The 26342-nt window shown below is 46.3% G+C and carries 25 protein-coding genes and 1 tRNA gene; 10 read left to right on the top strand and 16 right to left on the bottom strand.

Annotated elements, in window-relative coordinates; translation table 11 throughout:
* Positions 1-18: 18 nt before the first annotated feature.
* From B0H50_RS11125 to pyrR, 9 genes are all read right to left on the bottom strand, one after another.
* Positions 19-1533 carry a secretin N-terminal domain-containing protein gene (locus B0H50_RS11125; RefSeq protein WP_106199789.1) on the bottom strand — a complete coding sequence of 505 codons (1515 nt, stop codon included), beginning with the start codon at positions 1531-1533 and terminating at the stop codon, positions 19-21.
* Positions 1530-3488 (bottom strand): hypothetical protein, encoded by a 1959-nt coding sequence (locus tag B0H50_RS11120; RefSeq protein ID WP_109587747.1) that lies wholly within the window; start codon positions 3486-3488, stop codon positions 1530-1532. The genes B0H50_RS11125 and B0H50_RS11120 overlap by 4 nt, the downstream gene beginning before the upstream one ends.
* Complete coding sequence (locus B0H50_RS11115; RefSeq protein WP_106199784.1) at positions 3485-4084, bottom strand: type IV pilus inner membrane component PilO; 600 nt, start codon at positions 4082-4084, stop codon at positions 3485-3487. The genes B0H50_RS11120 and B0H50_RS11115 overlap by 4 nt, the downstream gene beginning before the upstream one ends.
* Positions 4084-4695, bottom strand: coding sequence for a PilN domain-containing protein (locus B0H50_RS11110; RefSeq protein WP_106199781.1), 612 nt, complete (start codon positions 4693-4695; stop codon positions 4084-4086). The genes B0H50_RS11115 and B0H50_RS11110 overlap by 1 nt, the downstream gene beginning before the upstream one ends.
* On the bottom strand, positions 4695-5786 hold the full coding sequence (pilM, locus tag B0H50_RS11105; RefSeq protein ID WP_158256527.1) for a type IV pilus assembly protein PilM: 1092 nt from the start codon (positions 5784-5786) through the stop codon (positions 4695-4697). Before pilM ends, B0H50_RS11110 begins: the two co-directional genes overlap by 1 nt.
* A 116-nt stretch (positions 5787-5902) precedes the next feature.
* Complete coding sequence (locus tag B0H50_RS11100) at positions 5903-6907, bottom strand: PilZ domain-containing protein (RefSeq protein ID WP_109587746.1); 1005 nt, start codon at positions 6905-6907, stop codon at positions 5903-5905.
* A 3-nt stretch (positions 6908-6910) separates the two neighbouring features.
* Positions 6911-8152 (bottom strand): dihydroorotase, encoded by a 1242-nt coding sequence (locus B0H50_RS11095; protein WP_106199774.1) that lies wholly within the window; start codon positions 8150-8152, stop codon positions 6911-6913.
* A complete protein-coding gene (locus B0H50_RS11090) occupies positions 8145-9083 on the bottom strand; it encodes an aspartate carbamoyltransferase catalytic subunit (protein ID WP_106199772.1) in 939 nt (312 codons plus the stop codon). Before B0H50_RS11090 ends, B0H50_RS11095 begins: the two co-directional genes overlap by 8 nt.
* Positions 9080-9661: a bifunctional pyr operon transcriptional regulator/uracil phosphoribosyltransferase PyrR gene (gene pyrR / locus B0H50_RS11085; protein ID WP_233244785.1), complete on the bottom strand. Its 582-nt coding sequence runs from the start codon at positions 9659-9661 to the stop codon at positions 9080-9082. Before pyrR ends, B0H50_RS11090 begins: the two co-directional genes overlap by 4 nt.
* A 63-nt stretch (positions 9662-9724) precedes the next feature.
* Here pyrR and B0H50_RS11080 point away from each other — a divergent pair, with 63 nt between their 5' ends.
* The gene (locus tag B0H50_RS11080) at positions 9725-10270 is read left to right on the top strand and encodes a peptidylprolyl isomerase (protein ID WP_106199770.1); all 546 of its coding nucleotides are present in this window, start codon (positions 9725-9727) and stop codon (positions 10268-10270) included.
* A gap of 86 nt (positions 10271-10356) precedes the next feature.
* Positions 10357-10429 (top strand) — tRNA-Ala (locus B0H50_RS11075).
* Between the two features lie 82 nt (positions 10430-10511).
* On the opposite strand, the gene B0H50_RS11070 is transcribed toward B0H50_RS11075, so the two are convergent.
* Positions 10512-11336, bottom strand: coding sequence for a hypothetical protein (locus B0H50_RS11070; protein ID WP_106199768.1), 825 nt, complete (start codon positions 11334-11336; stop codon positions 10512-10514).
* Between the two features lie 85 nt (positions 11337-11421).
* On the opposite strand from B0H50_RS11070, the gene asnS reads away from it, so the two are divergent.
* Both asnS and B0H50_RS11060 read left to right on the top strand, forming a co-directional pair.
* The gene (asnS, locus tag B0H50_RS11065) at positions 11422-12720 is read left to right on the top strand and encodes an asparagine--tRNA ligase (RefSeq protein WP_106199765.1); all 1299 of its coding nucleotides are present in this window, start codon (positions 11422-11424) and stop codon (positions 12718-12720) included.
* Between the two features lie 65 nt (positions 12721-12785).
* Positions 12786-13325, top strand: a complete 540-nt coding sequence (locus tag B0H50_RS11060; protein WP_106199763.1) for a TlpA disulfide reductase family protein — start codon at positions 12786-12788, stop codon at positions 13323-13325.
* 31 nt (positions 13326-13356) lie between these two features.
* Here B0H50_RS11060 and B0H50_RS11055 read toward each other — a convergent pair whose 3' ends face one another.
* Positions 13357-14283 (bottom strand): UDP-glucuronic acid decarboxylase family protein, encoded by a 927-nt coding sequence (locus tag B0H50_RS11055; RefSeq protein ID WP_106199761.1) that lies wholly within the window; start codon positions 14281-14283, stop codon positions 13357-13359.
* A gap of 14 nt (positions 14284-14297) precedes the next feature.
* Positions 14298-15056: a transporter gene (locus B0H50_RS11050; protein ID WP_106199759.1), complete on the bottom strand. Its 759-nt coding sequence runs from the start codon at positions 15054-15056 to the stop codon at positions 14298-14300.
* 115 nt (positions 15057-15171) lie between these two features.
* On the opposite strand from B0H50_RS11050, the gene B0H50_RS11045 reads away from it, so the two are divergent.
* From B0H50_RS11045 to B0H50_RS11015, 6 genes are all read left to right on the top strand, one after another.
* Positions 15172-15636 (top strand): nucleoside deaminase, encoded by a 465-nt coding sequence (locus B0H50_RS11045; RefSeq protein ID WP_106199757.1) that lies wholly within the window; start codon positions 15172-15174, stop codon positions 15634-15636.
* Between the two features lie 54 nt (positions 15637-15690).
* The gene (locus B0H50_RS11040) at positions 15691-16233 is read left to right on the top strand and encodes a carbohydrate-binding family 9-like protein (protein WP_146129220.1); all 543 of its coding nucleotides are present in this window, start codon (positions 15691-15693) and stop codon (positions 16231-16233) included.
* An 89-nt stretch (positions 16234-16322) separates the two neighbouring features.
* Complete coding sequence (locus B0H50_RS11035; protein ID WP_106199753.1) at positions 16323-18158, top strand: M23 family metallopeptidase; 1836 nt, start codon at positions 16323-16325, stop codon at positions 18156-18158.
* Positions 18159-18185: 27 nt separating this feature from the next.
* Positions 18186-19376, top strand: a complete 1191-nt coding sequence (locus B0H50_RS11030; RefSeq protein WP_106199750.1) for a saccharopine dehydrogenase family protein — start codon at positions 18186-18188, stop codon at positions 19374-19376.
* A 149-nt stretch (positions 19377-19525) separates the two neighbouring features.
* A complete protein-coding gene (locus tag B0H50_RS11020; RefSeq protein ID WP_106199748.1) occupies positions 19526-21190 on the top strand; it encodes an EAL domain-containing protein in 1665 nt (554 codons plus the stop codon).
* A 136-nt stretch (positions 21191-21326) separates the two neighbouring features.
* Entirely contained in the window at positions 21327-22685 is a 1359-nt protein-coding gene (locus B0H50_RS11015) for a Na+/H+ antiporter NhaC family protein (RefSeq protein WP_109587744.1), read from the top strand.
* 239 nt (positions 22686-22924) lie between these two features.
* Here the strand turns inward: B0H50_RS11015 and B0H50_RS11010 are convergent, their stop codons facing one another.
* The 4 genes from B0H50_RS11010 to B0H50_RS10995 all read right to left on the bottom strand — a co-directional run.
* Complete coding sequence (locus B0H50_RS11010) at positions 22925-23470, bottom strand: FliH/SctL family protein (RefSeq protein WP_146193747.1); 546 nt, start codon at positions 23468-23470, stop codon at positions 22925-22927.
* 29 nt (positions 23471-23499) lie between these two features.
* Entirely contained in the window at positions 23500-23976 is a 477-nt protein-coding gene (locus B0H50_RS11005; protein ID WP_158275916.1) for an Rpn family recombination-promoting nuclease/putative transposase, read from the bottom strand.
* Between the two features lie 404 nt (positions 23977-24380).
* Positions 24381-24566, bottom strand: coding sequence for a hypothetical protein (locus B0H50_RS11000; protein WP_109587741.1), 186 nt, complete (start codon positions 24564-24566; stop codon positions 24381-24383).
* A 489-nt stretch (positions 24567-25055) separates the two neighbouring features.
* Positions 25056-26342 (bottom strand): IS5 family transposase (locus B0H50_RS10995; protein WP_109587740.1); only part of this gene is annotated, 1287 nt, incomplete at its 5' end.

Below are 26342 nucleotides of genomic sequence, written 5' to 3'. Positions count from 1 at the left end.
TTATTGCAAAATTAAATTTTACCAGCCTTCTTCGGCACTTCCTGCGGGAACTGAATCGCCCGCGACTGCAGCTTCATCTTCTTTCGGCTGCGGTGCGGCTTCTGCTGCGGGCTGAGCTTGCGCTTCTTGCGGCTGAGCTTGAACGGGCTTTGCAACCGGAGCAACTTGCTTTTCTGCATCTGCCGCCGGAACTACCTTGGTTTTCGGCGCTTCGGAAAGCGGGAATTTGCCCACATAATTATGAATAATCCGCGGCGTCACAAAGATGACGAGGTCGTTTTTCGTCACCGTTTTCTTTGTGTACTTGAAAAGATTGCCGAGAACCGGAATGTCCATGAGGAACGGAATTCCCGATTCGGTTTCTTGATGTTCGTTACGAGTTAAGCCGCCGATAACAACCGTTTCGCCATCGCCGACGACGACTTTTGTTTCGGCTTCTTGCTTACTAATCACAACTTGTCCCATTTCATCGTAACGGTAAGAGTCATTCTGCGGATGCAAATCCAACATAATGCGGTTATCGCCCGAAACATGCGGAGTCACCACCAATTTAATGCCGGTTTCCACCATCTTCGTCGAAGATTCACCGTCATCATCGATCACGCGGATTGAAATCTGGTCGCCCATAAAGATTTGCGCTTCCACGTTATCCATCGTCGAAATTTGCGGAGTCGCAAGCACTTCTGTCGATGCGTCCGAAAGGATGCTCGCCACGGCAACTTGTACATTATTATCCAAAACACTTGCCGAAATTGCGGTCGTAGCATTCGTAACGCCCGGAGAAACGCCATTGTTCGGTAAGGAATGCATCGCAACACTTGTCCGAGATGCTCCAGCAACACTCCCTGTTGGCGTTCCAGCAACACCCGGTGTAAGTGCAGTCGTTCCCATTTTCGCAGTCCAATCAACACCGAGTTCACGAGCTAAGTCGCTAGACACGACGACGAGCTTTGCCGTAATCATGATTTGGAGAGTTTCCACATCCAATTCTTCGAGCGCATTTTCCATCTGCGCAAGGCTCTTTTCGGTATCGTAAACGATGATGGAATTGGTGCGTTCCACCGTCGTAATTTTACCGCGGCTCGACTTCATCGTTTCGAGAACTTTGACGAGTTCGTCTGCTTTGGCGTGTTCCACTTGGAAGTTCTTGCGCACGAGCGGAGCGTTCCGTTCTTCTTCCATCGCTTTATCCGCTAAGCGTTTTTGCTTTTCTTGATAAGCGGTCGAACGCTGCACATAGACATACTTGTCTTCAATCGTCCAAGTAAGATCATACGTGTCGCAGACGAGTTTCAGCACATCTTGCCAAGACTTCTTCGTCACTTGAAGATTCGAAATTTTTCCCGAAACATCCGGAGCAAGCACAATGTCCACGCCCGCCATCGTCGAAATCGACTGGAACGCGGCATTGAAGTTCATATTCACGAACCGGAAGTCGTATAATTTATTATTTGGAGCCGCTTCCTGCGCAAACGCCGAAGCAAAGCTGAGCGTCATCAGCGAAATCAGAATCCAACGAACGATTTTATTCATTTTGCGTTACTCCCATTTTGATCGGGCAGACTCATGGAATATCTACGGCTTACCCCAAATTCTTGTAACAAGAACAGCACATCCGTCTGAGTAATCTTCAGGACTTTACCGTTCAAGATGCGGTCACCTTCCTTGACCGTGTAGGAAACATTCGGATTTTTCGAATCGACGAGAATGGCGAGCGGAATATCCGATTCCCAGATAATACCGACAAGTTCCACTTGGTCGATGTTAATGCCTTCATCCATAAGGCCTTTAATTTCTACAAACGGATCGCGACGTCCGAAAGAACTGTAAGAAACGCGTTCTTCAATCGGATGTTCAAAGCGGACAGAATTCGAATCCAAGCCGCTGCCTTGTTCCATCGCAATTTGTTTTAAGCGTTCCGCTTGCACTGCAGAAAGTTCATCGGGGAACGAAACCGCGCGACGATTTACATAGCCCACTTTGGCACCTAAACGCACTTTGTGATAAAGACCGTCTAATTCGATATCTTCTAAATGATCGCCGAAGTTTAACGATTCCAAAACCTGCGCATTTTCTTGCGGCGAAGCGAGAAACGGAGTTGTCTCGGCGACGACGATTAAATTGCGAGAAACCGGGCGCAGGCCAAAAGACTGAGCGACGCTCACAATTTTCTTTTTATCCTTATCCATTCCCTTCGAAAATTCCGCAAAGGTTTCGGCATTTTCCGAAGGATTCACCCACTTGCGCACATACACGCCTTCGGGCTTTGCCATGTAGCAAACAAATCCAGAATTTTTGCCGTTATTGGCGATTTGCAAAATCAACGAGCCTTTGTAAACGAGAATCATCGGATGCACATTTTTCTGCAACTGAATGCGAAGACCTGTGGACATCCACGTCACCGATTTGACGATATTGCTTGCGGCAACATTGAACATCGGCGTTTTCTTCGGACCTGGAACAGCGACATAAAGGAGTGAAGATTTGTCCGGTCCCTTCACCATCGAAAGTTTGATTTCCGAAGCGGTCGCAATGCGGAATTGTTCAATGCCTTCGCCTTGAATGCCCGTCATTTCGCGGATACCTTCGATCAAAGCGGAAACAACTTTTTTATTCGCTTGTTCCTTTACTTCGCGGATGCTATCTAAACGAGCTTGCTTGGCTGCAGCAATGCTATCCGCTTTGAATTTCTTCGCAGCTGCGATGCTATCGGCTTTTGCTTTCTTCGCTTTTTCGGCATTTTCCTTTGCGAGTTTTACACTGTCCGCTTTCGCTTTTTTCGCAGCAGCGATGCTATCAGCCTTCGCCTTTTTCGCTTTTGCAGCATTTTCTTTTGCGAGTTTTACGCTATCCGCTTTTGCTTTTTTCGCAGCGGCGATGCTATCAACCTTCGCCTTCTTTAACTTTTCTGCGTTTTCCTTTGCGAGTTTGACGCTATCTGCTTTGGATTTTGCAGCCAACTTTTTCGCTTGCGCTAAGCTATCGGCTTTTGCTTTTTCAGCGAGTTTTGCATTTGCCGCCGCAGAATCCTTCGCCGCCTTTTCGGCTTGCGCTATCATTTTTTTCAATGACCACGCAGACGCTTTGGACTTCGGAAGTGCGATGACAAAATTCTTTCCTTTAGAAAGGCTTACCGGATTTTTGTCGCTGTGAATATCGGCGCCGACGGTAAATTCAAAATTCAGCAGAGGAACTTTGAAAGAACGATCGGTCACAATGCGCATTTTTTGAATGCCCTTTGACGAAGTGTTCACATCCAAAGCGAGATCGCCTGCCGAAATTTTTGTATCCGAAAATCCGATGGTTAATTTGTGCGAAGCTGCATCGTATTTTTGGAAGAAATCGGGCAAATTTTTTGCCGACGCAAATTGGAAAATCAGGGAGCAGTCTTTGGCTCCGCAGGAATATTCCACATTTTTAATTTCTGCGCCCACTGCAATCGTAGCAAACGCCGAAACAAACGAGAGAAGGAGCATCAACTTTCTCATTGGGCAACCTTCTTGGATGTATAAGTGGTCAAGTTAAACGAAACCGTAATCGTAATCGGAGTCCAACCGTGCGATTCCGCTTTTTCAATTTCCTGCTTGATTCCCGCATAACGGCTGATTTTCAAGTCGTTAATCGCGGTCGGATAATTGAAGTTTGCAATTTCTGCAAACAAATAACCGAGCATGTGATAACCGGAATTGACCGAAACCGAGTAACGGTGTTCGACGAAAAATTCGCGTTCCGTTCTACCGCTCGGGCTAAACTTTTGAATTTGAACGCCCGCGCTACGAAGCACCGCATACAAATCCTGCAAACGCAGCGGCACTTTTTCGTCTTCGGGGAACATTTCCTTGAGACGCACAAATTCATTTTCAGCGGCGACCAAGTCCGCTTCGAGCTTTGCCACACGTCCGCGTTGCACATTGATTTTCGAAAGTTCCGATTCCGCTTTTTGCAATTCGCCTTCAAGACGTTGCTGCTCAAGAGTAAACGGTTCCCACAAATAGGTGTAAACGAAATAACCGCTAGCGAGGATGACGAGCGACATCACAATCGCATAGATGGTCTTTTTGTCTTTCCAGTTAATGGATTGCATTATTTCGCCCCTCCTTCCAAACCGAGGTCAGCTTTGATGCCAGCCTTGATGACGAAGTTGTAGGCTTCTTCTCCTTCCATTTTGACTGTTGCAATGTCCACCAGAACGACCGAACTAATGCTCACTTGCTTTTCGAGCTTGACCATATATTCGGCGACTTCGGAGAAATCATAGGTAACACCGCGCAATTCCATTTCGAGAGGCGCCACTTGGTTGAGCGAAAGCAACCACATATTGGGCGGCATCATCGACGAAATATTTTCAAAAAGAATCACCCAACGCTTTTTGCTCACCTGAATAGACTTTAAGCCGTTATTCTTTTGAGCGATGACTTGTAACTTGGAATCGAGCGCGGTGATTTTATCCAAAATCGGACGTTGCTTTTCTACTTCGGATTTCGTCGCTTCTAACTGCGTTTGCAAGCCGAGAGTCGTTTCGGAAATATACGACTGCAGCATAAAAACTGCCACCGCAGCAATGATAAATGCGAAAGTCGGCCACACAACGCGTCGATCGACGATCCAAGATAAATCAACTTTTGTCTTACGATCTTCGACCGGAAGAAGGTTGATTTCTACACAAAGTTTTTTCTTGTTGTTTCCCTTGGCCATTAGAACTTCCTCAACGCAAGTCCGAGAGCGGGAGTATAAATATTCGCAGACGCAACGGAAAGACCCGCTTCGTCCACGACTCCTGCATCAAATTGGACGCGGGTAAACGGATTTAGAACATCGCATTCAATGGACAATTTTTCTTTCAAATAATCGCAGATATTCGAAAGATTTGCACCGCCACCGCAAAGGAGTAAACGCACCGGTTTTTCGCCCGATTCGCTGCTCGAGAAGTAGCGGATACCGAATTCTACGGAATTGACGACTTCTTCATAAGCGAGCTGCAGCGCCGATTCTACTTCGGCAACCGAGCGATCTTTCACCATCGTCAAATCATTTTTTTCAAACATTTCGTGGCACATCGCCGCGTCGATTCCCAAATGGCGGGAAAGGGTTGCGATGACAGAGCTTACCGATCCGCTGGTCAAGGTCCGAACAGAATGGAATTCTTTTCCGCGGAGGAATGTTAATGTCGATTTCTTTTCGCCGATATCGAGAAGCGCAACCGTTTCGGTTAAACGATCTTCAGGAGTCGTTGCAACGTAAGCGTTTGCAATACCGAATACATCGACATCGATTGCGGTCAGTTTGTAACCCGACGAAGCAAAAAGTTTGGAATAATCCGAGAGAATTTTATTCTTGGCGGCGACGACGAGAGATTTGACTTCGCCCTTGTTATCGCGTTCGATGACTTGATAATCCAGCATAATATCTTGGTCATCAAATGGAGGTCTTGCTTGGGCGGTCTGAACGACGATTGCGTCTTCGTTTCCGTTTTTCGGGACTTTGGCGACGCTTTTATCTGCAAGAATTCCCGCAGACCAACCTACAGCGGTAACTAAATCATCTTTAGAAGCGTCGGGAATATTCCGCGTCATGAGACGAATCAACGCTTCGCGGAGCTTCGCTTCATCTTGAATTTCGTTATCGGCGAAGGCACCCTCGGGGGTCGGTTCCATATCCATCGCCATCACACGATAATTATTACCGCGATCGTGATGTACGCGAACGACTTTGATGCTGTAGTGGCCGATGTCAACGCCTATCGTTTGACGTTCGCCACGGATTTTAGCGATAAGATTTAATGCCAAAGTAACCTCAACCCAAATATAAGGACTTCTTAATTCTACCTTTCCAAAAGAAGAATGTCAATAGGATTTTGTGTAACTGCTTGCAAAAACGCAACTTAAGGCTTGCAAAAATTCATTTAAGTTCCTTTTTGTGCACGTCTTTCGCGGAAAATATATTGTAAAACGCGTTCTTGTGTTTCGCCAAAATCGCCGATGAACGATGCGCTGTGCGAAATTCTTCCCGTTTCAGCGTCGGACGTGCCTCCGTGGAGTTGGCGCAAAATTCGCACTTGCAAGTTTTCTTCCCCAAATCCGGGCAGCAAAAATTGAATTTGAACGAGCGCAGATTCAGGGATGAGGTTCGGAAGCGAGAGCAGAATACCGCCCGCAGAAAGATCGACGAGAAATCCTTCGATGATTTTTCCTTTGTATTCCAATTTCACGGGGAAATTGACCGCAAGACGCATCCAACGACGCAGCTGTTCTTTGTGCAGTTGCGTGGAATGTTCGAGGAGAATGGAATCGGAAGTGACTTGAATAACGCGAACATTTGCGTGGTAAACCGCTTCGCCGGGAATGTTTAAGCGAACGTCTACGCGTTTTCCGCTAAGATATTCAGCGAGAAATGTGTTCGTATTTTTCACTCCCCACGAGACTTCGTCTAATTGATTAATCTGCGTGTGCACCGAAAGTTCTTTGCTGTTTTCTTGCAAGACTAACGAAACATTTTTCCCTATCGCAAATTGCCGCGTCGATGTGTAAGAATACAATGCAGCGTTTTCTAAATGCGACAATTTTTTGCGGAGCGTCGAAATGATTTCTTGGTCGTGACGCGAAATGTTTTCGGCGCCGTGATTCAATTTATAAACAAAATTCACCGCTTCTTCGAAAAGAATGGGTGAATTGAGAACGGAATCTTTGTTAGAAAAAGACGATTGACGCACCAAGCGTTCAAGCATTTGCCGCTCTTCGGAAGTGAGCTGCAACGCTTGAATTTTTTGGTCGAATTCTTCGGTGGCAAACATTTTGCCGATTTCCCGGCGTCGGTTGTTGCGGCTAATTTCCACAAGGACGACGAGGATTAAAAACAGCGTCACAATGAGGAAAATCCAACCGAGAACTTCTACCGGAATCGACAGCAATGCTTACCTCCAAATGCCTGCAATGCAAGATCCGAGAATTTTTCCGGGCAGTTTTTGTCCGAGGAACGGCGAATTTTCAACGCTTCCAGCGAAAGTTTTTGCGGTCACTTCGGTTTCTCCTTGCGGATCGAAGAGGACGACTTCGGCGGTTTTGTTGAACGCAAGTTCTGCTTTTTCGACGCCGGCAATTTCTGCGGGTTTTGAAGAAATCACTTCGATAGCGCGGGCAATTCCCAAATGTTCTGTAAGCGATTTCCAAAGTGCAGGAAGCGCCACTTCAAGTGAGATGGCACCTGGCACAGCCGCTTCGAAATTCACTTCTTTGTCTTCGCGGTGCACGGGGAAATGATTCATGCTCACCGCTTGAATTGAACCGTCAGCGAGTCCGTTCCAAAGCGCTTCGCGGTCGGCGTTTGAACGCACAGGCGGATGCAAATTCAAATTCGTATTGAGAGTTTTCAAATCTTCGTCGCAGAAGAGCAAGTGATGAATATCGACGTCGCAGGTGACATCCAAACCTTGTTCGCGGTAACGGCGAATGAGGTCGAGCGCAGCCTTCGAGGTGACTTGCTTAATGTGCAGCGGAACGCCGAGCCAACGCGCCATTTCTAAGAGCGAGAAAAGCGGAATTGTTTCGGCTTGTTCGGGGACGCCTTTCATCCCGATCATATCGGAGAAATTTCCTTCGTTCACGTAACCGCCGTGGGCGAGCGAATAATCATACGGCAAGAAGAAGAAACGTTTTCCCGTCATCGCTCCGTATTCGAGGCAAAGACGTAAGAATCGCATCGAGCCAAATGCGCGGTTTCCGTCGCCAAATCCCGCGACACCAACGCCTGCGAGTTCGAGCATTTCGGCGAGTGCTTTTGCTTCGTAGCCTTGATTGATTGCCCCGAGAATTCGCATTTTAAATCCGCTAAATTCTAGCGCAGATTTTTCGGCGATTAAACGTTGAATGCCATCGATCGGATTTGCAGAACTTTCATAAAGTCCGCCGTAAAATCCGCCGCGGCGCATCGCTTTAAAACCGTCGCGGTAAGTGTAAATATCATCGCGGGCAGGTTCTTGAAAATCGACGCCGAGCGCAAATAATGCGGGGATTAAATAAGCGCCATTGCCTTCGACTTCGCGCGTTCCTTCGGGCGCAGAATTTCGCCAAACGCCATCGACGAGCGCGACATTTGTCGCTTCTTCTAATTTTCCGTTCACAAAAGGACGGACATTTTTCAAAATCACATTATCCATTTGCACGACCTCCCGAAAGGAGATAAAGAGCAGACATGCGAACAGCAACACCGTTCGTCACCTGTTCCAAAATCACAGAATGTTCGCCGTCAGCGACTTCGGAATCGAGTTCCACGCCGCGGTTGATTGGACCCGGATGCATAATTAACACAGAACTTTTTGCTTGTTCCAAAACTTCTTCGGTTACGCCGAAATAATTGCGGTATTCGCGCATACTCGGGAGAAGCGAATCTTCCATCCGTTCTTTTTGTAAACGTAATGCGATAATCGCATCGGCGCCAGCCACCGCTTTTTTTACATCGGTTTCCCACGAAACATTGGGGAAATCTTCGCGGTAACGCGGAAGAAGTGTGCTCGGACCGCAGAGAGTTACCGAAGCGCCGAGAGTCGTCATGCCCCAAGAATCCGAACGGGCAACGCGACTATGACGAATATCACCGACGATTGCAATCCGCTTTCCTTGAAGGCTTCCGAGTTTTTGTTCGATGGTAAACATATCGAGAAGCGCTTGCGTCGGATGTTCATGAGCGCCATCGCCCGCATTCACAACGATTGCGTTCGTATGGTCCGCGAGAAATCCCGAAACTCCCGTTCCTTTGTGCCGCACGACGACGACATCGATTTTCATCGATTCGATATTTTTCAACGTGTCAAGAAGAGTTTCGCCTTTTTGCACACTCGAACTCGAGCTTGAAAAATTCACAATGTCTGCAGAGAGGCGTTTTTCGGCGAGTTCAAAACTCGTCCGCGTCCGTGTGCTGTTTTCAAAAAACAAATTGACGATTGTTAGGCCGCGAAGCGACGGCACTTTTTTGACGGGGCGATCCAACAGTTGACGAAATTCCACTGCGGTATCGAGAATCGCGCGGATATCGCCCGCGGGAACTCCTTGTAACCCCAAAAGATGACGAATGGAAAGAGATGAATTCATACATTCTCCACTTGAACCAAGTACACCGCCGATTCCGGATCATCCGGTTCGACGCAAACTCGCACTTCTTCGTTCGGAAGCGTGGTAACAGAAAGCCCGACGACATCGGCAGAAATCGGAAGTTCCCGATGTCCGCGGTCGACGAGAACGCAGAAGCGAATGGCTGCGGGGCGTCCCATATCGAGAATCGCTTGAATCGCTGCCCGAGCTGAGCGTCCGGTATAAAGCACATCATCGACGAGAATTACCGTTTTGCCTTCGACCGATGCGGGCATTTCCGTTATCCGCATTTCGGTAACAGCGAGAGGCTTTCGATAATGAAAATCATCGCGGTAAAAAGTCGCATCTAAACTCCCACAGGGAATTTCTAACTGAAAACGTTCCGAAAGACGCTTCGCCAATTTTTTGGCGAGAGGAATTCCGCGGCTTGCCATGCCGAGAACGAGGACATTATCTTTGGACGAAACCAACTGAGCCACCGATGAAGCCATCTGGTCTAACGCCGTTTCCATCGATTGCGCATCCAGAAGTTGGCGGATCCGTTTGCAATTATCCTTCACTACGGTCTCCTTTTTCATGTTTTTCTCATCAAGAAAATGTAGTTTTTATCTAGAAATAAAACCACACTGGAGAACTCAAATATGTTCAATCAGCTCGAACAGCCTCAATCTGGCGAAACCATCGCCATCATTAAAACAAATCACGGCGAAATGCGCGCACGCCTTTTCCCAGAAATCGTCGGCGAATGTGCGACCAATTTTATTGAACTTGCCAAGCAAGGCAAATACGATGGCGCTCCGTTCCACCGTATTATTTCGGGTTTTATGATTCAAGGCGGTGACTTTAACCGCAAAAACGGAACCGGTGGCTACGCAGCAAAAGGTCCGGGTTCCACCATCGCAGACAAATACGATTCTCGCCTTTCGCACATGCGCGGCGCTCTCAGCTGGGCAAAAACGATGATGCCGCATTCTATCGGCAGCCAATTTTTCATCGTCCACGGCGACGACGTTCACTTTTTGGATCATCCGGAAAACGGCGGTCCTGCCGAAGGTTACTCCGTATTCGGACAACTCTTCTCGGGCTTCGAAGTCTTAGACGAAATCGCTGGCGTTCGCACCGACCGCAACGATCGTCCGTATGAAGATGTCACCATCGAATCCGTCACCATCGAAACGGTTGCTTAATTTCGAAAAGTTGCGGGGATTTTCAATTTTTATTGGAAATCCCCTTGACAAAAAAATATTTTTTTTCTCAATTTGGGGAGCTTAACGGGGTTATAGCTCAGTTGGTAGAGCACAACGCTGGCAGCGTTGGGGTCAGGAGTTCGAATCTCCTTAGCTCCATAAAAAGACTTCTCTTTCGAGAAGTCTTTTTTGCATTCTCCCATTTTCAATTTATTTGACGGGGATTTTTTCGGCAAAAAATTTAGATGTTAAAGACCATCGCAAGGAAAATAGATAGTCCCCACGCTCCCGTATCTTCGGAGATGTAACGGTGCGCAAGCCCTTCGACGACAATCCATCCGCCGAGGAAATTTCTTTGCAAAATTCCCACATAATTGCGAAGATTAAATCCTGCGCCAAACGCAATCGATAACTGCCCAACCTCTGCCGAATTATATTCAATTCCCGCACCGCCATTCACCGCCCAATCGTCCGAAATGCGGTAACCCGTTCCCATTGTGAGCCCGCCCGAAACGCCGTCAAGGCTGTATTCATTTTTGCATCCGACGGCTTTTTCTTCGTCTTTTTCGTTCACGAGGCTGCCGTTGTGTTCGCCGTGTCGAATTTCATTTAAGTCCGTTGTTTCAAAGCCAAATGTCGGGCCAACGTAAAGCATCCAACGAGGCTGCACCAAATAATGCATCAGCAAATGCGTATGATAACGCTGATAAATCATCGCGTATTTATCATCGACATTGCCGCCGTACATCCGCGCGGAAAATCCTGCGCTCAAATAACTCGCGTAATAATATTCCACCGTTCCTTGCCACAAGGCGAGACGATTACAATGCGAACCGCTCGGAAAAAGCATTCCCCCGCCGAGGCCAACGCCAAAACCTTCTTGCTGATAAGTCGTTTCTCGCGGGATCGGAATGCCGCCATCGATGACTTTTGGCTTAGACGATTTTTCTTTTGGAATTGACACGGCGGTTTCTTCTGCAAAGAGAATCGCACTTGCAGCTAATAAAAACCCGATGCCAATTCGAAAGAAATTTTTCACGTTTTTAATGTAGAAAATTTGTCCCATAAAGCCGAGAAAAATTGCGGTATCCGGGATTACTGTGCGGAAATTTCCCCTATTCTCTTCAACGAAAAAAAATTATTTTTTAGGCATGCTTCAAAAACTTTACATCCGTCATCTGAAAAATTTCATCGGTCAAGACGTTGTTCTTTCGGGTTGGGCAACACGAGTCCGCGGCTCAGGAAAAGTTTGCTTTATTCAATTCCGCGATGGAACGGGATTTGTTCAAGTCGTCGCCGGGGTAACCGATGTCCCTGCCGAAGATTTTGAAATGATTAAACATTTGACGCAAGAAAGTTCGATTCGCGTTCACGGAAAAGTCGTCGAATCGCCGAAAGCGCCCGCGGGATTTGAAATCGTCGCATCGCACGTTGAGCTCGTTTCGAAAACCGAAAATTATCCGATTTCTCCGAAGGAACACGGCACCGATTTCTTGATGGATTGGCGGCATTTATGGATTCGCAGTCCGCGGGAACATGCGATTTTAACCATTCGCCACAGCATTGTCCAAGCCATCCGCGAATACTTTGACTCGCACGATTTTACCTTGGTCGATGCACCGATTTTTACGCCGAATGAATGCGAAGGTTCGAGCACTCTTTTTGCGACGCCGTATTTTGACGAAACCGCTTACCTTTCGCAGAGCGGACAACTTTATATGGAAGCCGCTTGTGCGGCCTTCGGACGCGCTTATTGCTTCGGCCCGACTTTCCGCGCCGAAAATTCGAATACGCGCAGACATTTGACCGAATTCTGGATGGTCGAACCCGAAGTCGCTTACATGGATTTGGATGGCGATATTGAACTCGCCGAAGGTTTGGTGCAAGCAATTGCAAAACGCGTTCTCACCCACAACGCCGCCGAGCTCAAACTTTTGGAACGCGATACGAAAGCGCTCGAAATCACAGCAAACGAGCCGTTCGCCCGCGTAAGTTACACGGACGCGGTCAAAATCATTCAAGATTCTGGTGCAGAATTTACTTGGGGCGATGACTTCGGCGGTCCAGACGAAACCATCGTCGGCAGCCATTTTAATCGTCCCGTTGTCGTTTACGATTATCCCGCAGAAATTAAACCGTTCTACATGAAAAAGAGCGCCGAAAATCCGAAAGTCGTCCGCAATATGGATATTCTTGCGCCCGAAGGATTTGGCGAAATCATCGGCGGCGGTCAACGCGAAGAAGATTTAACCGTCCTTGAAGATGCGATTAAAAAGCAAGGGCTTTCTCCCGAAGTGTATTCTTGGTATTTAGATGTTCGTCGCTACGGTTCTGTACCGCACGCAGGATTCGGTCTTGGGCTAGAACGCACCGTCGCTTGGATTTGCAATTTGCCGCATGTCCGCGAAACCGGCGCATTCCCGCGTCTTCCGCATCGGTTAAAACCCTAATTCAAAAAAATTGTTCTACTCGACATCGATTTTTGTATTTTAGCTCTGTTCTTATAGAGGTCTAGATGAGTTTATTTTCTCGTATTCTTCCGCTTGTTGCTATCTGTTCCGTATTTGCTTTTGCCCAAAACGCAAACAAAGCGCAGCCGCCGGAAGTATTGAAAGATTCCACGACAGGCGAAGTACAAAAAATCGATTTTACGATTCCGCTTTCGGGAGTGAATGATCCGGGAATGCTCTTTGCGCACTTCAGTGAAAAACCGCTTCTCATTTATTACTTCAGCCCGAAATGTCCGCATTGCCAAGCGCATTTTCCCGCAATTCAAGATTTGATTAAAAAGTATGAACCGCAAGGCCTCACGGGCATCGGCATTTCCATCGGCGGCGGCATTAAGAAAAACGACATCCGTTTATTCATCGATCAGTTCAACGCATCAATTCCCATTTTCCAAGATGTGAATATGAAATTCGGTCCGAAATACGGCACAGGCTATGTCCCCGTTGTCTTTATCGTGAAAAAAGACGGCACATTTTACCGCATCGGCGACCTTTCCAAAAAGACCGACGAACAGTTAGAAAATTTGATTAAAGAAAATTTGAAATAAAATTTTGCGCAGAACCGAAAAAGTTTCTGCGTTAATGATTTGCAAAATATTCAATCGTCTTTTTTAAGCCTTCTTCTAATTGGATTTTCGGTTCCCAATTATTGAGGGCTAATTTTGCGCGGGTAATATCCGGTTTGCGTTTCTTCGGATCATCCCCAGGAAGACTCAAATAAACAATTTTACTTTTGCTATTCGTGAGTTCGATGACTTTTTGCGCCAGTTCGAGCATTGTAAATTCATGCGGATTTCCAATATTCACCGGACCGATGCAATCATCTTGATCCATCATCCGCACAATCGCTTCAATTAAATCGCTGACGTAACAAAAACTGCGGGTTTGTTCTCCCGAGCCATAAATCGTAATATCTTCGCCCTTGAGCGCTTGCACAATAAAATTGCTGACGACGCGGCCATCGTTAGCGAGCATGCGCGGGCCGTATGTATTAAAAATGCGAACGATGCGAATGTCCACTTGATTCTGGCGGTGATAATCCATAAAAAGAGTTTCTGCGACGCGTTTTCCTTCGTCGTAGCAGCTGCGGATACCGATGGGATTGACATTTCCCCAATAATCTTCGGTCTGCGGATGCACAATGGGATCACCGTAAACTTCGCTCGTCGACGCTTGTAAAATCCGAGCGTGAACTCGCTTGGCGAGTCCGAGCATATTGATTGCGCCCATCACGCTCGTCTTAATCGTTTTCACCGGATTATACTGGTAATGAATCGGGCTTGCAGGGCAAGCCAAATTGAAAATTCGATCCACTTCCAGCAAAATCGGTTCCGTCACATCGTGGCGGATGAGTTCAAAATTGCGGTTGTCGCGCAGATGGTTCACATTAGCAAGACGCCCTGTGAAATAATTGTCTAAGCAGATGACCTCGTGGCCATCGTTCAGCAATCGTTCACAAAGATGACTTCCTAAAAATCCTGCACCACCTGTTACCAGACACCGCATATTTGCCTCAACAATTAGAAATTGACACCAACCGTTCCTTGAAGCTCCATATAGTCGCCGAAGACATCGCCGCGGCCAAACACATATTGCGCCTTTACAAAGAGCATTTTTGAAATATCGTATTGAGCGCCAACCCAAATGGTAATTTCGTTATCGCCTGCGCCATCATCGACCTCCGGATATTCTGTATCCGTGACGCGTTGATCGTATTCAAAGCCCACCCACGGGGTAAGATGAATAGACGGAATCGAGTAATCCAATTCGGCTTGGAGAGTAAGAATTTTACCGTATGTAACATCTTCATCTTCAAAGTACCAATGGAAACCGAGTTCCGATCCGAGAGAAAGATTCGGAATCAAGTCGGTCGTAAATTGAATAGCGCCATAAAGTTCAAACGGATCCACGGCAGCAACTTCATCGGCATTCAGAGGAATTCCCAAATCCAATGCAGCGATAAACATCGGGTGGAATTGATAACGAGCGCCGAAGGTCATCGCCATAAAGCCATCGGTATCGTCTCCATCGTAATCATCCGGTTCGTTCCAGAGCTGATAGCCCAACTTGCTAATTGAAAGTTCGAGGTTTGGAATCACGACGTATTCCGCGCTAAACTTTAATTGCATGGAGGACCAATCTCCGCCTTCATCACCCCAAGAATAATCTCCGGTGATTTGTGCCTGACCGGTGTGAGCATCGCCGACCGGGAAGAATGTGTAAGTCGCAAACGACGACGAAGCGGCGATTGCAGCAGCAAGTGTGATTTTTTTGAACATAATTGTCTCCTATGTTGGGCGAAAATTTAGAATATTTTACGTAAGACCAAAAACATTTTTCTCTTCACGACAAAAAGTTTAATTTACAAAGAAGAAATTTTCCCGAGGTAAAACGATGAACGACGAAAATTGGATGCAAGCAGCAATTCTCGAAGCCCGTCAAGGCATAGAAAACGGCGAAGGCGGTCCATTCGGCACAGTCATCGTCAAAGATGGAAAAATCGTCGGACGCGGTCACAACTGCGTTCTCCTAAAAAAAGATCCGACTTGTCACGGAGAAATGGAAGCCATCCGCGACGCCTGTAAAAATTTGGGAACTCACGATCTTTCGGGCTGCGTTTTGTTCACCACTTCGGAACCGTGCCCAATGTGTCTCGGCGGCATTTTGTGGGCAAATATCCGCGAAATCGTCAGCGGCTGCACCATCCAAGATGCCGAAAATATCGGCTTCCGCGACACGGTTTTCTACGATATTTTAAACGGCAAATCCGAAGGAAAACTCATCCGGCGTTCTCTTCTGCGCGGTGATTGCTTAAAGCTTTTTGACGATTATCAAAAAAGCACAAAGACGCGATACTGAGCGCATCTTTTTTTGCGAAAAATTAGCCTCGCCAAATTTTATTACTTTTTTGTCATGATTTTAAAATTCAATCGCCTTTGGGAAACGGACGAAGAAGCGCTTCCCCACGTTATCGTCAATCTTTTTCACGACAAACATTTTTTACATGTGCGGTTTCAAGTCACCGAGCCCGAAGATTGTTTCATCGCCAATGTCAAAAGCGACGGCGGTCACGCTTGGGAAGACAGCTGCGTTGAAATTTTTGTGCAATCGTTAAATTCAAACGATTATCTCAATTTCGAATTGACAAGTCGCGGTTATTGCTACGCTGCCCGCGGACGCGATCGTGCGCACAGAACCGAACTCAAAACAACCGATTATACAAGTTTACTTCGCCACGTGACTGCGCCGATTTTTGAAAACGGATTTGTTTCGTGGGAATTAAAAGTTTCTATTCCCGCGAAACTTCTCGGCTGTTCTGACCTTTCCCAAGAAACTCTTTACGGCAACATTTACAAGTGCGCCGACCGCGCACGACGCCCGCATTATTTGACGCTTTTCCCGATTAACACCGAAAAGCCCGATTTTCATCAACCGCGATTTTTTCAAAAATTTTAATCGCATTTTGCCACGCACCGCGTGGCATTTTTCAAATTTTCACACAACCGATTTCGTTAAACCATTTTCCTACGAATTATCTTTTTTCTATGCGATTCATTCTTATTTCTCTTCTCTTTTCGGCGACGCTTTTTGCAGCCGATTCGCTCTATTTTCCTTTTGGAAAAATCGGATTTTTAACTTCTTCCTTTGGCGAAAATCGCGGCACCCGTTATCACGCGGGCATTGATTATTCGACCGAAATGCGCGAAGGTTTTCCGGTGCTTGCGCCCGAAAACGGAAAAATTATCAAGGTCAAAGTTTCGCCGTATTTTTACGGAAAAGTCATTTACTTCGCAGGAGAAAGCGGACACACTTGGCTCTTTGCGCATCTCAGCGACTTTGCAGAACCGCTCCATTCTCTCATTCGGAAAACGCAAAATAAAAAGAAGAAAAACGATGTCGCATTAGAAAATCCCAAAATTCCTTCCTTTCAAAAAGGCGATACATTAGCGTTCACCGGAAGCTCGGGCATTGGAAATCCGCATTTGCATTTGGAAATGCGCACGGGCGAAAAAGTCGTGAATCCTTGTGCAAACGGCGTTTTCTGCGGCGATACTTTGGCGCCTTTCATTTTCGGAGCCGCGGTTTTTCAAGGCGAAAATGTAAGCCTCAGCGGCGAAGAAGATTTAAAAGCGAATTGCTTAGAAGTGCCGGATTTTAAAAATCATCAAGACCCGCTGCGCTTCGTTTTTAAAATCGCCGATTACAGCCGCGAGCCTCTCGAAAATCCGATGTCCGTGCGCCGCATTACTTTAAAACGCAAAAATGAAATTCTAAGCGAAGTCCGCAAAGACACGCTTTCGTATGCGAACATGATTCAAATCCGCGAAGAATTATTATGGGCCGAAGAAGCGGACACCGCCGGCGATTGGCATTATCTGCCAAATGTATACAAATTTACAGAAGGCGACACTCTCACTTTAGAAGTCGAAGACATCACCGGAAAAATTTCGACGCGGACTCTTGCGCTTGCCGAAAAATGTAACGGCGCAAAGCCTGCGCTTCACGGGAAAAATCAAAATCCCGAATTGTTCTCTTTCTTAAGTCGCAGTTGGCTCGGACTCGATTTGTGCAAAAGCGATTCTTTAAAAACAGAATTTACTCTTTACAGCCGCGATGAACTCGTCGCAAACGCCTGCGAAGAAATGAAACCCGAAGCAACTCCTCTCGGAAAATTGCTCGAAATTTATCCCGGCGTCGATGAAATTCGTCTTTTACAACATGAAAAATCCGACACGATTCGTCTCGCCGAAATTCCCGCGGACGCCAAAGATTTTTCCATCGAATTTCAAATGAAAAATGCCCGCATTGCTGCGCGCGTAAGCGCTCTCGCCGACGTTCCTTGGACTCGCGTTTTCGCAATTCGCGCCCTTCAAAACGACAGCGTTCCCGCTTACGAATTTCACCCGAAGGGTTTGCATTTCTTAGGCGATTGGAACGTTTCCTTTGACAAAAAAATTGCGACCGCTCCGCTCTATTATTTGGGCGAAACGAGTCGCCGCTGGTTTATTTTCAGCAAACAAAAATCCGCAGAAAAAGAACGCTCGGCCTCGATGGATGAACTTCGCGACATCGGATTTATCGATGACAAAACGGCGCCCGAACTCGGCGAAAGCCGTCTCGATTCCGCAATGGTCTTAGGCAAAATGACCGCCGTTCTCCGCATCCCTGTAATCGAAAAAGAATCGGGCATTCCAAGCGGCAACGCCATTCAAGCAAGTGCCCCCGGAAAGCCGTTCATTTACGCAGAATACGATTCCGAGCCACGAGAACTCGTCTTCATTTTAAGCGAACTTCCGCCCGCTGGAAAATCTTTTAAAATCCGCATTCAAGATGAAGCGGGAAACGCAAAATCTTTCGATGTGAAAGTTCCTATATTTTAAATGCAACCATTCAAAACGGAGTAAAAAATGTCCAAGGTATTGATCATCGGTGCTGGTGGCGTTTCAAACGTCGTCGTCCGCAAATGTGCTCAGAACTCGAGCGTCTATTCCGAAATTCTTTTAGCAAGCCGCACAAAATCCAAGTGCGATGCGATTGCTCAAGATATCAAAAACATTCCCATTCACACGGCAAAAGTCAACGCTGACGATCCCGCCGAAGTCGCCGCTTTAATCCGCGATTTCAAACCGGAACTCGTTTTGAATGTAGCGCTTCCCTACCAAGATCTTCCGATTATGGATGCGTGCCTCGCCGAAGGCGTCAATTATCTCGACGCTGCGAATTACGAGCCCAAAGACAAAGCGCACTTTGAATATTCTTGGCAGTGGGCTTACCACGATCGTTTCAAGAAAGCGGGAATTATGGCGCTTCTCGGTTCGGGCTTTGATCCGGGCGTTACCAATGTTTACACCGCTTACGCCAAAAAGCATTACTTCGATTCCGTCGATACTCTCGACATCGTCGACTGCAATGCGGGCAATCACGGCCAAGCATTTGCAACGAACTTCAACCCCGAAATCAACATTCGCGAAGTCACACAAAAAGGCAAATTCTACAAAGACGGAAACTTCTACGAAATTCCGCCGATGTCCGAACACAAAAGCGTCGATTATCCGCAAGTCGGTCCGCGCGAAAGCTATTTGCTTTGGCACGAAGAGCTCGAATCTCTCGTCAAATTTATTCCCGAAATCAAACAGGCTCGTTTCTGGATGACCTTCGGACAAGAATATTTGACTCATCTCCGCGTTCTCGAAGACGTGGGAATGACCCGCATTGATCCCGTCGAATTCAAAGGTCAAAAAATCATCCCGCTGGAATTCTTGAAAGCGCTTCTTCCGGAACCGGGAACTCTCGGCCAAAATTACACGGGAAAAACTTGCATCGGATGCCAGCTCACCGGCACAAAAGACGGCAAACCGCAAACTTATTTTGTTTACAATGTCTGCGATCACGCCGAATGCTTCAAAGAAGTCAAAGCGCAAGCGGTCAGCTACACCACCGGCGTTCCCGTAATGCTCGGCGGTGCGATGATGCTCACCGGAAAATGGAAAGGCGAAGGCGTCTTCAATATGGAACAATTCGACCCGGATCCGTTCATGGAAGAAATCGGAAAATGGGGACTTCCTTGGCACGAAATTTTCGGGCAGAAATTGGTTTAATCCATTTTCATCTCATTCGAAAATTCATCTCTAAGCCGCGCTTCGCGCGGCTTTTTTGCATTTCTATTCCAACTTGGAAGAATCTAGCTCACAACATTTTTAGCGATTCTTCCTTTTCTGCTTATTTTTATAAAAAAGGAAATTAAAAAATGAGCGATTTTAACCAAGAAGAAAAGCAACTGTTTGAAGCACTTTCAAATTGCTCCGATCCAGTGTACTTTTTTGCGGGCAATATGAAAACAAACATTGCCCATTGGTCAAAACCAGCTCAAAAATTCTTCGGGGTAAACGAAGATTCTTTGGATCACTTCGAAAAATTATGGACAAGTATCATCCATCCCGAAGACCGCGAAAAATGTCGCAATTATCTCCATTCCGTTTTAGGTTTACACAATAGCCATTACGATTTAGAATTTCGTGTGATGACAAGTTCGGGGAAATACGAATGGATTTTGTGCAGCAGTTACATTTACTATGACGAATACGGAAACGCGGATCATACCGCGGGATTCATTCGCCCGCTCGGCTACGAAAATAAAATTGACCCCGTTTCGAATCTGCGCTCCTTCCACGAATTTCGCAATAATTTATCGGAACGTTTGAAGAAAAATGACCGCGGCGCAATTCTCTGTTTTGATTTGCTCAATTTCAAAAAAATCATCGACGATTACGGCTATGCATTCGGCGATAAATTTTTATACTCGATGGGCGCGCTTTTAAAACAATCGGTTCACAAAGAAGCATCGATTTTTCGGATGCAAGGTTCGAACTTTTCGATTATTATCAAATCGTGCAAGAAAGCCGATATTCAAGCAACCTATCAAACAATTCAAAATGTGCTGCGCTGCGTTCCCGTAGACGGCATCGAAATCGATCAGGATTTTGTGTGCACCGCAACGATTTTCCCATCGGACGGCGTCGACGTTGATCGTTTACAACAAAATCTTTTCTACGGAATTGAATTTGCCAAGACGACCAATCACAAAGAACTCGTTTACTATTCCGACGAATTGTATTTGCAAAAAACGCGGCAATCGCAACTCCGCGAAGCGATTAAAAAAAGTCTGCAAAATCAATGCGAAGGTTTTGAACTTTACTTTCAACCGATTGTCAATTCCGATGGCGGAAATTGTTCTTCTGCCGAAGCACTTCTCCGCTTTTCCACTCCCGAACTCGGGATGGTAAGCCCCGGCGATTTTATTCCGATGCTCGAACATACCGAAGACATCGTGACCGTCGGCGCTTGGGTTATCGATTCAGCGATGCGGACTCTTGCCGAATGGCGAAAAATCAACGGAAATATTCAGCAGATTCACGTGAACGTTTCGAGCATTCAATTCTGCGTGCCCGGATTCAAAGATTACGTTTTTGACATTCTCAAGAAATACGATCTTCCGGGTTCTGCGCTCGTTTTAGAGCTCACCGAATCTTGTCGCATTAAAGCGACCGAAGAATTTGCCGCCCTTTTCCGCGAATTCAAAGAAGGCGGCGTTTACACCGCTCTCGATGATTTCGGAACCGGTTACGCATCTCTCATCGTTCTCTGCGATATTCCCGTCGACATTTTGAAAATCGATTTCCAGTTAACGCAAAACTTTGTGAAATATCCGCAGCACCGCACCATTTTAAAACTCGTTTCCGACTTCTGCAAAAAAGGAACGATTCGCCTCTGCGCCGAAGGAGTCGAAACCGAAAATTCGCTTTCCGTGATGAAAGATGCGGGCGCAGAACTCATCCAAGGCTTTTTAATTTCGCGCCCGATTCCCGCCGAAGAATTCAAGAAAAAATTCGTCGAAAAAGTCAAAGTAAACTAAAAAAGCGGCACCGCCGCCTTTTTTATTGAGAAATGAAAGCGCAGCGCTTTCTATGAGGGGAAACCCATTTACCGTTTCTAAGAGTTCTTTCAATTTCTAATTTTGCGCGCATCATCATTTTGAGAAAAGGAATCTCATGGAAAACGAAAGTATTTCTCTTGATAATCTTGAAAACATCAAAGGCAATCCAAAAGCTTTGCTCCCGACGCTCATCTTTTTAGTGCTCTACTTGGGCATGGGAATTACCTTTGAATATATTCTCAAAATTCCGATGGGATTTTACAACATCCCGATTGTGGGCGCTTTCCTCGTTGCGATTTTTGTCGCTTGCATTCAAAATCGCAAACTCAATTTTGACAAGAAAATGAATATTATGGCTGGTGCCATCGGCGACAGAAATATTTTTCTCATGATTCTCATTTTCCTTTGCGCGGGAATTTTTGCAGGAATTCTTGGACGTTCGAGTGCTTCTGCCGCTGCGTATTTTTTGTTGGATTTTATTCCGGCGCAATTTGCCGTCGTCGTACTTTTCGTCGTTGCCGCTTTCGTTTCTACCGCCATGGGAACGTCGGTTGGAACGATTGCGGTTGTGACGCCGATTGCAATTGAAGTCGCAGGAACAGCGGGATTTAGCGTTCCCTTCTGCGTGGCTTCGGTAATCGGTGGCGCTATGTTTGGCGATAACTTGAGTTTTATTTCGGACACGACAATTGCCGCCACTTCAACGCAAGGGTGCGCGATGAAGGATAAATTCCGCGTGAATTTTTGGATTGCGCTCCCTGCTGCAATTGTTGCGATTGTCATCATTACAGCGATTTCGTTTGCGACCGATGCCAAAGAAATCGTGAGCGGAAATTATAACTTAATCCAGTTGATTCCCTACATTTTAGTCCTTGCGCTTGCGCTTACCGGCATTAATGTGTTTATGGTTTTAATCATTGGAATTTTTGCCGCATCCATCATTATGGTCGGAAGCGGAGAGCTCACATCCATTGGACTGATTAGCCACATCGGCAACGGAATTTCTGGCATGTACGAAACGATTATGGTCGCGGTCCTTGTGAGCGCACTCTGCGGACTCATCCGCATTCACGGTGGCTTTGCCGCTTTGCTCGACTTTATTCACAAAGTGTTTAAGGGGCATCGTAGCGGACAACTTGGCATGGGACTTTTGGTGAGTGCGATGGATATTGCGACGGCGAACAATACGGTCGCCATTGTAATGGCCGCTCCCATTGCAAAGCAAATGGGAAATGAATACCGCATTTCTCCGCAAAAGAGCGCTTCGCTCCTCGATATTTTCGGCTGCATAGTGCAAGGGATTTTGCCTTATGGCGCCCAGATGCTTGTCGCCCTTTCGGCAATCACAGCGGCAGCTCCCGAAGGTTCCAACACAAATGCGTTTGACATTATCCCTTATATGTTCTACCCGTTTTTGCTGCTTGTGAGCGTGCTTATCTTTATCGCTGTTTCACCGAAGCGGAAAAAAGCTTAAGACAAATTCTACAAGCCAACCTCGCGCCAAATATGCCATTCTTTTCAATTGTGCATTGGCTAACAATGCATAATTGATAATTCACAATTAACAATTATAAAGTTAGGCAGCTGCTGCTATTTATAACAAGTGCGCCGAAGGTGCGCCTAATTCTCAATTGTTAATTATGCATTGTTAATTGTTCTTTATGCATTATCATCAATTCCAACTAAAAAAGAACCGCTTTCGCGGTTCTTTTTTTACAGTGCTTTGATTTCGTCAATCGAGAGGCCGGTGACTTCGGCAATCGTTTCTAAAGGAAAACCTTTATTGCGGAAAGCTTTGGCGAGGGAAAGCTTTTCTTCCTTACGACCTTTGGAAAGCCCCTGGCGAATTCCTTCTGCACGGCCCTTGGAAAGCCCCTTAGAAAGCCCTTCCGCCCGCCCTTTGGAAAGCCCCTTAGAAAGCCCTTCCTTACGACCTTTGGAAAGTCCTTTGGAAAGTCCTTCCGCAAGCGCCTCAGCTTTACCTGCAGCGAGCCTTTGGCGAAAGACATCGCCGGCGCTGACGAAACCGTACTTTTGTCCGATGCTTACGAATGCCATATCTAACTCCTTGAGGATGCTTTCGCCCAAATACTCCTTCAAATATACACTAATTTTTTCGAGCAAGTTTTTCGCTTCATCGTAAGGAATCTGCGTTAAGGCTTTTTGAAATTTGGGAAGAATCGCCAACAATTTTTTCCGGTTAAATGCATATTTCATCGCGGTTACACCCATCGCCGTTGCGACGTCTTCACATTTCAAACAATCATCGTCCGAAATTTGCGTCATATTCACAAACGCCGCTTTGAACGGCAAAATAAGATTGTGGAAATATTCGGGATACTGCGGAAAATTTTTGTACGGGTCCCACGGAACTTTTCCGTTGTAAAAAAGAATGGCGACGGTCGAATTTGCGTTGCGCTGTGCGATTGTGCGTAAGCGTTCATCACCGAATTGACATATTTTTTCATCTGCGCCAACGTATTTGCGTCAGGCTCCGATTTGTGTTCGAGCAAAACGCCGACGAGTGCGTGGTCGCCCGAAGAGGCATTCACCCGAAACGCCAAATCGGCTTCGCCCGTTTCGTCCACATTCGAATAAGTATCGGGAATGCGCACAAATGTATTCGGATCAACCGCTGCCAAAAATTGCTGAATCTCCAAATTGGATTTCGCGGAAAGTTTCAACAACGCCCGCAGATGATTTTTGTCGGCAAAAAGCCAACGGAAAAATGCATCGTGACTGCGACGAGAATTTTTATTTGTCATTTTGTTCTCCATAGAGTTTCAAACAGAGACATTTCTGCTTAAAATTTTCAAAATGACGCCTTTATCTTTAAACGTTTTAATCAGTAAAAATTTTCCAAAAGTAAAGAAGATTTTACTTAAAAACGAAAAAAGTGGAATGCAAGATCTTAGAACTTAGATTTTAGAGCTTAGATTTCTAAGTTCAAAGTTCTCAGCTCTAAGTTCTCCCCCCCCCGCGCGGCTTCGCCGCCATTATTTCCAATTGTGCATTGTTAATTGTTAATTATGCATTGGATAATAATGCAGAATTGATAATTCACAATTAACAATTATAAAGTTAGGCGTTTCGCTGCTAAGCGCGCCGAAGACACATCCGCCGTGTCATTCTGAACGGAGCCGAAGGCGAAGTGAACGGATCTAGCAGTTCATATTAAGGCAAAAATTTTTAAAAGTGACTTCCCGCCGCCAAAATATTGGCAAGAAATTTCATTTGAACTGTCCATCCCAAAAATAATGGCAAGAAATTCCATTTGAACTGTCCATCCCAAAAATAATGGCAAGAAATTCCATTTGAACCCTCCATCCCAAAAAATATTGGCAAGAAATTTCATTTGAACCCTCCATCCGAAAAAATATTGACAAGAAATTTCATTTGAACCCTCCATCCGAAAAAATAATGGCAAGAAATTTCATTTGAAGTGTCCATCTGAAACTTTGGACGCTAGAAATTTCATTTGAACCCTCCATATAAAACTTTGGAGGCTAGAAATTTCATTTGAACTGTCTATCTCAAACTTTGGAGGCTGGAAATTTCATTTGAACTGTCTATCTGAAACTTTGGAGGCTAGAAATTTCATTTGAACTCTCTATCTGAAACTTTGGAGGCTAGAAATTTCATTTGAACTCTCTATCTGAAACTTTTAAGGCTGGAAATTTCATTTGAACTGTCTATCTGAAACTTTGGAGGCTATTTCTCTTCGGAAATTCCTCCATTTAAAACTTTTGACGCGAGCTTAGCATTTCTAAGATCTAAGCTCTCAGCTCTAAGTTCTCAAAACCCCCGCGCAGCTTCGCTGCTATTTAGTCGTCCCTTAAAAAGGTCACTTTGCGAACGCAAGATAAGGACGTTCGCATTTTTTGTTCATTCCGTTCCACAGAAGGCAAAAACAGTATAGCCATTCCAACAGGACAAAAAAGCGCCTCATGGCCCTCTTGAAGTTGAACGCTGCTGCTGCAAGCTTTGCGTTGAGCATGTCGCCAAAGATTCCCTTGTAGAAGTTGCGACCCATGCGGTGGTCGCTCTTCAAGTGACCATTGATTGGTTCGATGCCAGCCCTCTTGCAAAAAAGCTTGTGAGCCTTTTTCTTCTGGTAGTAGGTCGCGTTTTTCTTCGGAACGTCCGGTATCACGATCTTTGTCGTTCCGGATTCCTTTTGTCCGCGGTATCCCCGGTCGCATGCTGCCCGGCTCGGCCTGAAGCCGAGCATTTGTTCAACATGGTCAAGCGTATCGTCTATCGTATGTCCGTCATACTCGTCCCTGAACGCGACTGCGCCGACGATGAGGCCGCTGTAGCTACGGGCGATTGACACCTTGTTGCCGAACTCGTATTTCTTGTGTTCCTTGCCCTTGCCGATGCATTTTACTTCGGGCTCGTGTAGCGAATAGACCTTGTCCTTGTCGCACCTCTTCTGCTCCAAAACTTTTTTGAAAAGCTCGATTTTTCCTTTGTACGTACCCGACAGATTTTTCTTCGAAAGATTCCGTTCCATTTCACGGACGAGCCGTCCCGCGATTGTCTTCAGCCTGCGATCTGCCTTGCGCGCCTTCTTGGCGTTCTTCGGGTGATTGCGAAAACGCTGGTCACGATGGACCTTCTTCAAGGTTCTCTTGTAGGACTGTCTCTGCGGAAGGCCGTGTTCTTCCACGATTTTCTGTACCTGCTCTATTATCTTGTTCGCAAGTTTGGCGTCTGTAGGGAACGTGATGTTCTTTTCCTGCACGGTCGTGTCAAGAAAGACCGTGCCGCATCCTGTCGGTCCTTGTTTATCGTGGTCATCGTTGACGAGGATACTTTCCTTGAGGATCATGTCCATGCCCGCTTCGCCAATCATGTGCCGGAAGTGGACAAGTTCGCTCGGGTCGCAGGGTTGCTCCGTCGAGAAGAACCGTTCTCCGCAAAAATACTGGTAATAGGCGTTTTCCTGAAACTGCTCCACGACGGACTCGTCCGATACGTTGCGGATGTGCTTCAGGATGATGAGCCCAGTCATGAGACGGATCGGCTTGTTCGGCGCACCCTTCTTTTCGTTGAACAATTTGGAAAACTCGGTCTCGAACTTGTTCCAGTCAATCTTGTTCGCGAGAACGTAGAGGGAATGCTTGTG

This window comes from Hallerella porci (assembly GCF_003148885.1).
GTDB lineage: Bacteria > Fibrobacterota > Fibrobacteria > Fibrobacterales > Fibrobacteraceae > Hallerella > Hallerella porci.
This window is presented reverse-complemented; position numbering and strand designations above follow the sequence as displayed.